The sequence below is a fragment of the Catenulispora pinisilvae genome (assembly GCF_015356865.1).
Taxonomy (GTDB): Bacteria; Actinomycetota; Actinomycetes; order Streptomycetales; family Catenulisporaceae; genus Catenulispora; species Catenulispora pinisilvae.
Window position 1 is genome coordinate 16,560 of the sequence record NZ_JAAFZA010000038.1, and the last position, 12,803, is coordinate 29,362.

General features: G+C 70.1%; 10 protein-coding genes. 1 reads left to right on the forward strand and 9 read right to left on the reverse strand.

The window, feature by feature from the left end; translation table 11 throughout:
• Window positions 1-21: 21 nt before the first annotated feature.
• Complete coding sequence (locus IZR01_RS13220; RefSeq protein ID WP_194923977.1) at window positions 22-894, reverse strand: rhomboid-like protein; 873 nt, start codon at window positions 892-894, stop codon at window positions 22-24.
• A gap of 83 nt (window positions 895-977) precedes the next feature.
• Between IZR01_RS13220 and IZR01_RS13225 the strand changes: the two genes are divergently transcribed.
• Window positions 978-1,526 carry an NUDIX hydrolase gene (locus IZR01_RS13225; protein WP_194923978.1) on the forward strand — a complete coding sequence of 183 codons (549 nt, stop codon included), beginning with the start codon at window positions 978-980 and terminating at the stop codon, window positions 1,524-1,526.
• Window positions 1,527-1,543: 17 nt separating this feature from the next.
• Here IZR01_RS13225 and IZR01_RS13230 read toward each other — a convergent pair whose 3' ends face one another.
• The 8 genes from IZR01_RS13230 to IZR01_RS13265 form a co-directional block, all read right to left on the reverse strand.
• Window positions 1,544-2,575 carry a mannonate dehydratase gene (locus tag IZR01_RS13230; RefSeq protein ID WP_194923979.1) on the reverse strand — a complete coding sequence of 344 codons (1,032 nt, stop codon included), beginning with the start codon at window positions 2,573-2,575 and terminating at the stop codon, window positions 1,544-1,546.
• A gap of 4 nt (window positions 2,576-2,579) precedes the next feature.
• Window positions 2,580-3,389: an SDR family NAD(P)-dependent oxidoreductase gene (locus IZR01_RS13235; RefSeq protein ID WP_194893065.1), complete on the reverse strand. Its 810-nt coding sequence runs from the start codon at window positions 3,387-3,389 to the stop codon at window positions 2,580-2,582.
• Between the two features lie 69 nt (window positions 3,390-3,458).
• On the reverse strand, window positions 3,459-4,265 hold the full coding sequence (locus tag IZR01_RS13240) for an NAD-dependent epimerase/dehydratase family protein (protein WP_194893066.1): 807 nt from the start codon (window positions 4,263-4,265) through the stop codon (window positions 3,459-3,461).
• The gene (locus IZR01_RS53205; RefSeq protein WP_194923980.1) at window positions 4,247-8,134 is read right to left on the reverse strand and encodes a fibronectin type III domain-containing protein; all 3,888 of its coding nucleotides are present in this window, start codon (window positions 8,132-8,134) and stop codon (window positions 4,247-4,249) included. The genes IZR01_RS13240 and IZR01_RS53205 overlap by 19 nt, the downstream gene beginning before the upstream one ends.
• Complete coding sequence (locus IZR01_RS13250; protein ID WP_323746997.1) at window positions 8,131-9,084, reverse strand: carbohydrate ABC transporter permease; 954 nt, start codon at window positions 9,082-9,084, stop codon at window positions 8,131-8,133. The genes IZR01_RS53205 and IZR01_RS13250 overlap by 4 nt, the downstream gene beginning before the upstream one ends.
• The gene (locus tag IZR01_RS13255; protein WP_194893068.1) at window positions 9,081-9,980 is read right to left on the reverse strand and encodes a carbohydrate ABC transporter permease; all 900 of its coding nucleotides are present in this window, start codon (window positions 9,978-9,980) and stop codon (window positions 9,081-9,083) included. The genes IZR01_RS13250 and IZR01_RS13255 overlap by 4 nt, the downstream gene beginning before the upstream one ends.
• 105 nt (window positions 9,981-10,085) lie before the next feature.
• On the reverse strand, window positions 10,086-11,441 hold the full coding sequence (locus IZR01_RS13260) for an ABC transporter substrate-binding protein (RefSeq protein ID WP_194923981.1): 1,356 nt from the start codon (window positions 11,439-11,441) through the stop codon (window positions 10,086-10,088).
• Between the two features lie 40 nt (window positions 11,442-11,481).
• Window positions 11,482-12,705, reverse strand: a complete 1,224-nt coding sequence (locus IZR01_RS13265) for an enolase C-terminal domain-like protein (protein WP_438939697.1) — start codon at window positions 12,703-12,705, stop codon at window positions 11,482-11,484.
• Window positions 12,706-12,803: the final 98 nt, after the last annotated feature.

A 12,803-nucleotide genomic window follows, 5' to 3' on the forward strand; every position in this document is an offset into this window, starting at 1 on the left:
GGACGGTGCGGTCGAGCCCGGTCACCGCTCTGGATCGGGTTCGACCGCGCGGTCGGTCGCGTCACCTCGCAGCAGGTAGTACCCCGCGGCCAGCCCGAACGCAGCCGCGGTCTCGTGGCCGATCGTCGCGAAGTTCGGCAGCAGCCCGAACCACTGCGCGCTGACGAACGGGTACGCGAACACGCCCGCGATCCAGAGCAGCCGAACGATGCGCGACGGCAACGACCACGACAACGACGACCACGACAACGACGACCACGACAACGACGACCACGACCACGACCGCAACGACGACCACGACCGCAGCGGCCGCAACGACGACAACGACGCCACGGCGCGCGCCACCAACGGCGTCACCAACGGCGTCACACTGGCCGCGATCGCCAACACGCCATAGCTGATCCCGTAGTCGTACCCGTCCCACCACTTCGCCGGATAGCGCCCGGAGTGGATCGCGGCGGCGGCGACGCTGGTCGCGACCGCGGTGGCGATGCTGTTGGCGAGGAGGAAGAGGGCCACGGTACGCAGGGCCCCGATCCGGCGCTCAAGTGCGGCCATGCAGACGCCCACGCCGCCGCCGATGATCAGCAGGTGCGAGAACACGCCGCTGTCGGTGGCGGCGAACACCGGACTGGCCAGCAATACTGTGAGCGGCGCGTGCGCCATGTTGTGCGGGTCGGTGCTGATCGCGATCTTGAAGTGGTCGGCGGCGGGCCCGGACAGGACCTTCGTCATGACCAGCAATCCGGCCAGGATGACCAGCAGGTAGGCGAACGTCAGCGGGTTCCGGCGCGGGTAGTCGCGCACGGCGCGCGCCACCGACGCCGCCGACGCCCGCCACGCACGCGAAGCCCGCGCAGCGGTCGCGGTGCGCGGGCCGGAGTCGATCGCCATGAGCCGAGCTTGGCAGAAATCGCGCGGACGATGGCGGACCATCGGCCAGAATCGGACCGTCGAGTCGAGGAACGGAGCCGCCCATGGACCCCGAGATGCCGCACATCAGCTGGCACGAGGCACCGCCCCCGCCCGGCATGCCGGTGACGCAGGTCTACACCTGGGCCCTCGACCCCGACGACGGCAGGGTTCTGATCCAGGACCGCGGCGTGGACCTGGAGCCCGGCCGCCGCCGCTACAACCTCCCCGGCGGCCGCCCCGAGCCGGAGGACGACGGCGACCCGCTGAAGACCGCCGCGCGCGAGGCGCTGGAGGAGTCGCAGATCCACCTCGACACGACCCGCGCTCTCTACCTGGGCTACCAGGAGATCACCGAGGATCCGCACCGCCCCGGGCCGTACGCCCAACTCCGCTACGCCGCCCCGATCATCGGCTACGACCCCATCGGCCCGGACCCCGACACCGCCGACGGCCGCGTCAACCGCCGCTACCTGGTGAGTCTGGAACGCGCCCCCGAACTCCTCGGCTGGGGCGAACACGGCGTGGCGCAGGCTGAGGCGGCCTTCCGTGCCGGACAAGAGCTCGGCTTTCCTGTTGAGAGCCCCGCACCGGACGGCTACCGCGACGCCTAGAAGTAGGTGAGGGACCGTCAGCTCCCGATGCCGAGCGCGTCCACGATCCCTGAGATGTACCCCAGCTCGTGCGCACGCCCCCGGCTGCAATAGGCCTCGGACGACGTGTCGCCCCACGTGGCCACGTCCCCCACCATCGCCGGGACGTGGTCGTCGATCACGAACCCGTCGAACCCGACCCGGTGCAGCCGGCGCAGGATGCTCGGCGGGTGGAAGTTGCCCTCGCCGAGGAAGCACTCGCTGAACGTCGGCACCGTGCCGCGGACGTCGCGGAAGTGCACGTAGGCGATGTGGCCGCCGGGCCCGAGCAGGTCGATGACCTCCGTGACGTTCGCCGCCCCGGCCATCGCCGACACGCTCCCGGTGCACAGCGTCAGCCCCCACGCCCGGCTGCCGTGGGCCCGGTCCCGCGCCTGCACCAGCGCCGCCGGTGAGGTGAAGATCCGAGCGGCGCCGCCCAGCGGTTCGGCGACCGGCGGGTCATCAGGGTGCAGACTCAGTCGCACCCCGACCTCCTCGGCGACCGGCAACACCGCGTCGAGGAAATACTGGTAGTTGCTCCACATGTCCTCGGCGGTCAGCGGCGGGTCGATCGGATCGTCCGGCGTCAGCTTGTACGCCGCCAGCGCGTTGCCGGCGGCCGTGTCGGGCAGGTGGAACGACGACACGTGCGCGCCGCCGCGTCCCGGCGCGTCCATAGACGTCCGCCACACGTAGGTCGGCATCCAGTGGTGCCCCAGGATCGGGATGCCGGCGGCGGCCAGGTTGCGGACGGTGCGCTGGTAGTTCTCGATCTGTTCGTCCCGGCCCGGCACCCCACGCTGGATCAGCGCGAAGTGGGCGGCCGGGACGTTCTCCAGCCCTTCCAGCCGCAGGCCGTCGCCCTCGATCCGCTCTCGCAGGGCCTTGAGTTCGGCCTCCGACCAGAACCCGTCGGCGCCGGCCAGGTTGGCCGGGGTATGGAGCTGCACGCCCGCCAGGCCTAACTGCTGCGCGAACGCCGCCGTCCGCTCGTCGTACTCGTCGACGTGCCCCAGTGCCACGCGCATCGGTTCACACCCCGTCGTCCGGCAGCGCGACCGCGAGCGAGGCCAGCAGGCCGCCGTCCACCCGCAGGTCCGCGCCGGTCACGAAGCCGGCGCGCGGGCTGGCCAGGAACGTGACCACCTCGGCGACCTCCGGCGGTTGCGCTATCCGGCCCAGCGGGTGCGCGCGGCCCCACTGCTCCAGCAGGGCATTGACACCCTCCGGGGTGCCGTCGCTGAACAGCCGGGCCGAGTGCCGCAGCATCGGGGTGTCCACGGAGCCCGGGCACACCGCGTTCACCCGGACCCCGTACGGCGCCTCGTCGACCGCCATCGCCCGCACCAGCGCCCCCAACGCGCCCTTGCCCGCCGTGTACGCCGCGACGTTCGCCTGGGTCGCCACCGCCTGCACCGAGGACACCACCACGATCGCCCCCGAGCCGGAGCGGCGCAGGTGCGGCAGCGCGGCGCGGGCGGCCAGGAACACCCCCTTGACGTTGACCGCGAACACCTCGTCCCAGGTCTTCTCCTCGGTGTCGGCCACGGTCCCGTACCGTTGGATGCCCGCCGAGGTGACCAGCACGTCCAGCTTGCCGAAGGCGGCGACGGTGGCCTCCACGGCCGCACCGACCGCCGAGGCGTCGCAGACGTCTGCGATCACCGGGATCGCCTGCCCGCCGGCCGCGGCGATCGCCTCGACGGCCTCCGAGGCGTCCCCTTCGTGCAGCCCGTTGACGGCCACCGCGGCCCCGGCGGCGGCGAGCAGTTCGGCCGTGGCCCGGCCGATCCCGCTCGCCCCGCCGGTGACCAGGGCGACCCGCCCCGCGTGCTCTTTCACAGTCCTTCGTCCTTTCCAGGGCCCCTGCGGCGACCGCCGAGGGGCATCAGGTGCCGCCGGGTGTCCGGATCAACCCAGCGGCATTGCGCAGAAACCGCCGCCGACCCGGTGCAGAGCCGCAGCGGACCAGTCGAAGTCCCGGATCCCGGGGATGCCGGCCGCGAAGCGCTCGGCGTCGTCCCGGGGCCGGTAGCCGATCGCCTCGCCCTCGGCCAGCGAGAACCAGCGCCGGGCGTTGGCCGAGACGCCCCACAGCACCCGGAACCCGGCCGGCGGCGGCACGGCCAGGCACGCCTCGACCAGGCGCGCGCCGTCCTCGTGCGAGATCCACACGGTGAGGTCGACGACCGAGTGCGGCGCGGCCCGGTACGCGCCCAATCGCAGACAGCTGACATCTATGCCGAACCGCGAGTGGTACAGGCTGCCCAGCGCCTCGACCGCGGCCTTGCTGACGCCGTAGAACGTGTCCGGGCGCGGGGGTACGTCGGCCGGCAGGAACCCGTCCGGCCCGACGTCGTCCCGGGTCCAGAAGCCGGCCGCGTGGATGCTGGAGGCCAGCACGATCCGCGGCACCCCCTGCCGGACCGCGGCTTCCAGCACTTGGCGGGTGCCCTCGACGTTCACCTCGGCCAAGTGCTCCCACGGCCCTTCCCCGGGCTGCCCGCCGAGGTGCACCACGGCGTCCACACCGTCGCAGGCCTCTTTGATCGCGCCCGGGTCGGCGAACGACGCGGTCACGATCTCCGCGCCGTCCTCGCCGGGGTCCACCGGGTTGATGTCCAGCAGCCGCAGTACCCGGTCCGGCCCGGTCATCAGCGGACGCAGCGCACTGCCGATGCGCCCGGCCGCGCCGGTGATCAGGATCCGTTCGCGCATGATGCCTCCCCATAGGTTTCGGGGGCGATCGGATTCGGCGTGTAAGGAGGCTGGTTATAAGTGTGCTGACGCCGGAAGCCGGAACCTTGTCCGCCGGCACGGACCGGCGGTTCCCAGAACCGCCAGCTGGTGGCGTCGGTGTCGATCGGCGTGGACTCCGGACCGATGCCGTTGCCGTTCTCGGCGGCGACGGCGTACTCGTAGACGCGGTCCGTGTCCGGCTCGGTGTCCCGGAATTCGAATGCCAGCCCTGAGAAGACCTCCCGATAGCCAAGATCGCCCTTCAACCGACGATAGAGGCGATAGCGCGAAGCACCAAGGACTTCACCCCAGGTGGCGTCCACGTGCCCGGCGCCGAGGCGCAGGCGCAGGCCGTCCGGGGCCGGCGGGCGCTGGTTGTCGACGTAGCATGGGTAGTCGGGGCCGGGCTCGCTGATCTGGTCGCCGTTACCAGCCACCACGCGCACGTGGTACTTGGTGCCGTTAGTGAGGCGGTGCAGGGTGAAGGGGCTCTGACGGGCCGAACCGGCGGTCTCCCAACGGTTTCCGCCGTCCTTCGACAGCTGGATCTCGTACGACTCGGCCGCCGACACGTGTTCGAACTCGACGATGGCGCTCCTGCTGCTGTTCGCGGTGCGCAGCACGCGCGGCGGGAGCGGACGCGGTAGGCCGGCGGTGAACTCCAGGACGTGCCGTCCGGCCGGGAGCGAGATCAGCAGCTCGGTGTCGCCGATCCTGGTCATCATCGGCGCAACGCCGTCCAAGAACAGCGATCCGGTGCCGAGCCCGGTGCCGATCCACAGCTTCGCGGTGGTCTCGGTGCGGGTGAAGAAGACCCCTGTGATGTGTGCGGGGTCCGCGAACTCCAGGCTGATGCCCAGCTCCGGGTCGTCGGTGCTGAGCAGCACGTCGCCGGCGCCGATCGCGCTGCCGTGGAACAGGGCCAGCCGGGTGTGGCCGTCGTCGCCGACCCGGATCGCGCCGACGGTGCCGGTGAAGCGCAGGCCGTCGGCGGCGTAGTCGATCTCGCCGGCGCCGAACACGTGGTCCACGCCGTGCGGGCCGCGGATCCGGCCGCCCCAGGGCCGGGCGTCGGCCGCCAGGTCGCCGCGGTGGCTGACCACCGCCAGCACGTCGGTGTCCGTCCCCTCCCAACGCCGGATCTGCGAGGTGGAGGTGCGGATCTCGTCCACGAACGGCACGTCGCTGAGCATGTGGACGGCCGGCATCCGGTCCGGCAGCTCGGCGAAGCTGTTCGCGTCGTGGCCGGTCGCGGCGGCCAGTGTGGACCAGGTCCACACCACGCGCTGCTTGGGGGCGAAGGCGTCGTGGACCGCGATGTAGTCCGAGCCCATCAGCAGGACACTGCGACTCCTGTACTCCTGGGCAACCGGGCCGTCCGGATGCGGCACGATCTCCGCGTACTGGGCCCAGCCCAGGTCGTAGAACGGGCGCTCCAGCACGTTCTGCCCGATCGCCCGGAACGCGCCGTCCTTCCACACCCCGCAGGCGGTGGTGAACGTGGCGTCCGGCACGCGGCGGTCGCCGGCGTCCTCCGGGCCGTGGCCGCTCCAGGCGCGGCCTTCGGCGTAGTAGTAGATGTGGCCGGAACCGTTGTCGTCGGCGATACCCCAGCGGTAGTTCGGGCCGTGGTCGACCTGTTCGAGGAAGACGGCCACCTCAGAGTCCTGCGAGAAGTCGGCGCGCAGGGTGATGCCGTAGCCGGTGTACTTGGAGCTGCGAAGCCGGGGATTCGTACCGGAATTCCCGACTGTCTCGACCAACGGCCGCCATGGATCCGGCATGCCGGGCCGGACGTCCAGGCCCTTGGCGTCCTCGTCGCTGCCCCAGATCAGGTGCTCGGCGAGCAGTGGTTCGTAGTTGCGCAGCGCGTCGGCGAGGCGACGCAGGTCGATCGGGGAGCGCCGGGGCCAGAACGCGTGCGCACCCTGCGCGGGGTGCATGCGCAGTGGGCCCTCAGGCGTGGCGATCGGCGTGGTGAGCGCGTCGACCAGCCAGTGGCCGAGCGCAGCGAATTCCGGTGTGGTCAGCCGGTTGCGGCCGTCGGAGCGCCGGGCCAGCGCGTTGCCGAGGGTGATCGGGCGCAGGAAGGCCCAGGTGTAGGTGGCGATACTCTCGGTCCAGCGGCCGCCGGCGGCCTCGTAGCCGCTCAGGGCCGGCCGGGTGAACGTCTGCCCCAGCAGTTCGGCGACCTTCTCGAACCGGTCCTTCCATCCGGGGGCGTCCGGGTGGTCGGGGAAGGCCCAGGCCAGGGCGCCGAGGGCGGCGACGCCGTCGGCGTTGAAGTTCGGGTGGCCGCCGAACATGCGCAGCAGCGGCGTCATCTCTTCGTTGGCCGAGACGTACGCGCACAGCATCAGCAGCGCTTCGACGCGGCGGCGGTCTTCGCCGGACAGCGATTCGCGGTGCCGGTCGTAGCCGTCCAGGAAGCGGTCGTAGAGCGGCCGTTGCAGGATATTGAGATAGCCGCCGACCTCGTTGACGCCGCGGGCGATCAGCCGCGGGCCCTCGTCGCCCTCGAAGAACGCCTTCAGGAAGTCGTCGGCGGTGGCGAACTCGCCCTCGGTGGCCACCGGGTCGGGCCGGGTGCCGTTGTACTCCAGCCGCCAGTCCTTGACCCGGTCCAGGCTGAGCGTGCCCTGCCAGTGGTGCAGGTCGCGGGCATACGTGGACTGATAGTGAGCGTCGATGCCGCTTTCCTGACGGCGCAAGGCTTCCAGGTCGCGTTCGTGGCTGTAGAAGGCGATGCCGGTGGCGCGGGTGCCGGGGCGCAGCGGCCAGGTCCAGTGCAGGACGCCGTCGCTGTGCCGGAAGTGCAGCTGGAGCTGGTGCGAGGAGGCCCACAGCGCGTAGAGGTGGTCGTCCCACTGCGCGTGGTCGCGGATGAAGACGCCGCACGCGTCACCCGACTGTTCATCCCAGAACGCCGCGTGCGGCCGGATGTCCCAGGCGAAGCTCGGGGCGTAGGGGCCGACGGTGAACATCATGTCCACGCTCGGGTCCTCGGTGCCGCCGGGACCGGAGAAGTTCGGGTCCTCGCCGCCGCCGCCCAGGACGATCGGGTCGTCGATGGCACGCCAGACATGCGCCTGCTCGTGCGGCCAGGACGAGGAGAAGCGGTGGGTGGGGGACAGGCTGGTCCAGGCCAGATCCCAGCGGGCGTCCAGGCCCTCCGACATCGCTTCCGACAGCTCGACGAAGTCGCAGCCGGACAGGGCGCGGACCACCGCGGTGTAGTGGGTGCCGTCGGTGAAGCTGTAGCTGACTTCGCAGGATGCGAACAAGGGGCCCGCTTCCAGGACCCGGCACTTCAGGCTTTTGACGGTGCCGGACAGCGTCGAGGTCCCGATCCAGCCGGAGCCGCGGTCGAAGTGCGTGATCGGGCCCGACACCGGGCCGTCGCCGGCGAACGGGATCTGCGTGCCGGGCAGCCGGACCTTGAGGACCCCGCTGTCCAGCACGATCCCGTCGTCGGTCTTCGTCACCGACACCGGGAGCGGCACTTCCGCGAGCGGCAGCTCGGGCCGGGTGGACAGCGTGAACCGGCGGGTCTGCCCCGGACCGAGCTCGGCGAAGAAGTGGACCGTCGCGGTCGTCAGGAACGTGGTCGATTTCGTACTCTGCGACAGCTGGAACGGGACCGGCTCGCCGTTCTCGTCCGTCAGCCGCAGGTCCCTGGCCCGCACCGACGGTGTCTCCCAGCGCACCGGGTAGCTCAGGAGCGTCCGGGGCCAGGCGAACTCCGGGTGGTCGATCAGGTCGCGCAGGACGAACTCGATGTGCTCGTCCCGCGCGCCCCAGACCCTGGTCGGGGTCTGTATCTGTGACTGGAACCCGGTGGTGCTCACTCCGCGTCTCCCTGGTCGGTCGCGGCCTTCGTCACTCCCTGCGTGCCGAACGCCGCGCCGCCGGCCACGCCCTCGACGAGGAAGCGCTGCAAGAGGATGAACAGCAGCAGGATCGGCGCGGCCACGATGAACGTCCCGGCGGCGATCAGCGGCCAGTTCTGGGTGTTCTCGCCGAAGAACGAGTACAGCCCGCGGGTCACCGGCCACAGCGACTTGTCGGAGAGCATCACCAGCGGCAGGATCAGGTTGTTCCAGGATCCGACGAAGCCGAAGATGGCGAACGTCGCCAGCGCCGGCTTCATCTGCGGGATGACGATCCGGAAGATGAACCGGATGTAGCCGCAGCCGTCCAGCGCCGCCGCCTCGTCGATCTCCTTCGGGATGCCCTTGATGTACCCGACGAAGAAGAAGAACCCGGCCCCGGACAAGCTGACCATCAGCAGGTAGCCGGGCATCGAGTTGTACAGGTGCAGCGCCCGCGCCTCGATGAACAGCGGGATCAGCCCGCCGGGCAGGAACCCGGAGAAGATGAAGAAGCTGTACAGGACGTTGGAGTGCCGGAACCAGCCGCGCGAGATCGGGAACGCCAGGAACACGCCCAAGGTCAGCGTGATCGTCACCGGGATGACCGCGTAGATCAGACTGTTGATCATCTCGCGCCCGAAGTCCCCGGCGCCCCAGGCGTCGCTGAAGTTCTGCTTCGTCCACGGATGCGGACTACCAGTCGGATCCTGCAGGAAGCCGGTGAACGTCTTGAACGACTGGAGGAACAGGTACACCAGCGGCGCCGCGAACACGAACGCCGCGATCACGAAGCACACCAGCTGCCGGCCGCTGACCCGGGCCAGCCGCGCGACCCGCGAGGGCTGCTTGAGCTGGCGGCGGGGGCTCTGCGCCGGTGTGTGCGGACCCTGATTCGCGAGTGCTGTAATCGTCGTCGCGTCGCTCACAGCTGGATCTCCCTGCGGCGCAGCGCCCACAACAACCCGCCACCGATCACCAGCGTCAGGCCGAACTGCAGGATCGCCAGCATCGAGCCGTATCCCAGCTGCGCGTCGCTGCCGAAGGCCGAGTCGTACATGTAGAGCCCCAGGGTCTTGGTGCCGAAGTTGCCGCCGGTCAGGACCAGGATCAGCGCGTACTCGCCGAGCGTGCCCATCGCGGTGAGGAAGACGTTGACGGTGGTGGCCGGGGCCAGCAGCGGCCAGGTGACGTGCCGGAAGACGCGCCACTTGCCGGCGCCGTCCAGGGCCGCGGCCTCGTAGACCGGCTTCGGGATGTTCCGCAGGCCGGCGATGTAGATCAGCATCGAGTAGCCGGAGAACATCCAGATGTTCACCGCCATCACCAGCGGCAGGGCCAGGGTGTTGTCGCCGAGGAAGGCCGAGGTGCTGTGGAAGATGCCGTGCCAGGCGGTCTCGGCCGGGCCGGTGATCGGGTCCAGGATGAGCGCGAAGGTGGTGCCCACGACCGCGACCGAGAAGATCTGCGGCATGAAGATCAGCGCGCGGTAGAAGGTGTAGGAGCGGCCCGGGCGGTTCATCAGCATGGCCAGGCCCAGGCCGATGGCGTTCTGCAAGATGGTGACGCCGGCCACGTAGATCAGCGTGGTCTTGATGGCCGGCCACAACTCACCCCACAGGGCGGTGAAGCCGTTGGTGTAGTTGCAGAACCCGCAGAAGTTCACCGGCGTGCCGGGCAGCCCCGAGTACTGCGTGAACGAGTACACGATGGTCGCCAGCGACGGGTAGAGGCCGAACAACAGCCACCCGATCCCGGGGATCGAGATGCTGGCCCAGGGGATGAACCGTCTGGTGCGTGAGGTTCCGAAGGGACAGCGTGACACGCCGCCTCCTCTCAACGGTGCTTGTGCGGCCCCGCGGGCCCGGCCCCGGCCCGCTTCACGGGGCCGGGAACCGGGCGTCGTCGCGCCGGGCCTAAGGGAGGGGTCTTACTTACCGATCGACTTCGTATAGGCGGACGCGGAGCGGTTCAAGATGGTGTCCAGGCTGTCCGAGCCGATCGGCGCCAGCTTGTAGTAGTCCGGCCCCGCGGCGTCGTTGGACGCCCCCTGCGGGATCCACGGCGTGGTCAGCTGCACGAACGAGTCCGACGTGTGCTGGTTCAGCCAGTCCATCCACGACGTGCCGGAGTTGCTGACCGCGGGCTCGGTGGACATCGAACCGGTGGCCTTGAGCCAGTTCTGGTAGTTGGCCGGGTCCGAGAACATCGTCAGCCACTGCATCGCCAGGTCCTTGTGCGGGGCCGAGGTCGGCACCACCCAGGTCAGGTCCGGCTTGACCGGCACCCGGTTGTCCGCGGCGTTGTCGGTGCCCGGCATCACGAACAGGCCGACGTTCAGCTTCGGGTTGGCCTTCAAGATGGTCGAGGAGTCCCACGAACCGTCCAGCAGGAACGGGTAGTCGTCTGTCTTGACCGCCCATAGCCCCGGCGCGGTCTGCTGGTCCACACCCGCCGCGGCCGGCTCGATGTACTGCATCACCTGCTGGTACTTCGCGCCGATGTCCTTGTACGTCTGGTTGTTCCAGTTCTGCGTGCCGTTCCAGAACGCGTTGGCGCGGTCGGAGGAGACCTGCGTGGAGTCGGCGGGCTGCTTGCCGGCCATCAGCGTCTGGTTCTCGATGCCCTGCCAGATGCCGCCCTGCATGCCGACCTTGCCGGCCAGGAAGATCGGGGTCTTGCCGGCCGCCTTGAGTTTGGCGCAGTCGGCGAGGAACTCCGAGAACGTGGTCGGGACCGTCATGTTGTACTTGGCGAGCAGGTCCTTCTTGTACCAGATCGCCCCGGCCCCGGCGTACTCGGCGGCCATCACGCCGTACACGCCGCCGTTGTAGCCGATCGCCGACTGCTGCGCCGTCATGTCGTAGTTCTTCATGAACGGCTGGTCCTTCAGGTCGACCAGCTGGCCGGCCTCGATCAGCGCCGCGGGTCCCCCGGGCTTGATGTTGGTGAAGCTCGGCGGGAACGCCTTCTGCGTCGGGGCGAACTGCGCCAGCACGTCCACCGACTTGGACTGCAACAGGCTGTTGGACAGCTGGCCCCAGGCGCCGTTCGCGGTCGAGGTGTTCTGGAAGTTGATCTTGACGTTCGGGTGCGCCTTCTCGAACTGCGCGTTGAGCGCCTTGGTGTAGTCCACCGCGCCGGGGTTCGTCCACTCGGCGATGGTGAGCGTCTCCTTGGGCCCGGCCGAGCCCGAGCCCGAGGACTTGCTGGACGAACACGCGGCGGCGCTCGTCGCGGCCACGACGGCCACGATGCCGATCGCGACCGATCTGCGGATGCTCATGACGACTGTCTCCGTTTCCTGACAAGTGGGAGCGAACGAACTAGGGGCGTTGCAGGGCACCGTCACTCCGGCGCGGCGGGCGCCAGGCACGTCCGGGCTCGGCCTTGGCGGCCGGCGGGTACTTGGCGGCCAGGGCCTCGTCGAGGTCGACGCCGAGCCCCGGCGCGTACGACGGCCACAGGTGGCCGTCCCGGATCTCCGGACAGCCCGGGAAGACCTCCCGGTGCTGGTCGGCGAACAGGTGCTGCTCCTGGATCCCGAAGTTCGGGCTGGCCAGGTCCAGGGCGAGGTTCGCGGCGTGGCCGATCGGCGAGACGTCGCCGGGGCCGTGCCACGCCGTGCGGATCCCGAAGGTCTCGGCGAGGTTCGCCAGCCGCCAGGCCGGGGTCAGGCCGCCGATCGCGGATATGTGGACCCTGATGAAGTCGCACAGGCGCTCGGTGACCACCGGCCGGTACTCGGCCGGGTTGACGAACAGCTCGCCGATCGCGATCGGCGTCGCGCTCTGGTTCCGGATGGCGCGGAGCCAGTCGAGGTCCTCCGGCGCTACCGGATCCTCGAGATAGAACAGGTCGTACGGCTCCAACTCCTTGGCCAGCCGCACGGCCTCGGTGGGATGCACCCGCTCGTGCACGTCGTGGATCAGCTCCACCTCCGAGCCCACCGTGCTGCGCAGGTGCTCGAACAAGCCGCGCACCGTCCGCAGATACGCGCGGGGATCCCACGCGTCGGCGACGAGCGCCCGCCGGATGCCCTCACCTCCGGCGGCGCCCGCCGCCTTCGGTGCGCCATAAGTACCGCCCCCAGGGACGGCGACCTGACAGCGCACGTACTTGTAGCCGGCCTCGATCCATTCCTGGACCTCCTCGGCGACCGCCTTGGCGTCCACCCCGGCGGCGTGGGTGTAGAGCGGGACCGCGGTGCGGCAGCGGCCACCGAGCAGCTGCCACACCGGGAGCCCGGCGACCTTCCCCTTGATGTCCCACAACGCCATGTCGACGCCCGACAGCGCGTTGTTCAGAACGGGACCGGAGCGCCAGTACCCGGAGACATGCAGGGTACTGACGATGTCCGTGATGTCGGCCGGATCGCGGCCGATCAGCTGCGGCGCCAGGTATTCGTCGACCGCGGTGGCGACCGCCTTGGCGCGCTGGGTGAAGGTCGCGCACCCGAGCCCGTACAGGCCCGGCTGGTTCGTGTCGATCCGCACCACGACCAGCGTGGTGCCGGTCGGCGCGGTGAGGATCGTGCGGACGCCGGTGATGCGGACGCCTGAGGCGCCGCCGGAGCCGGTGTCCGCGGTGGTGCCTGGGTCGGTGCCCGAGTCCGGCCCGCCGGAGGGCGCCGCCCAAGGCGGTTCGG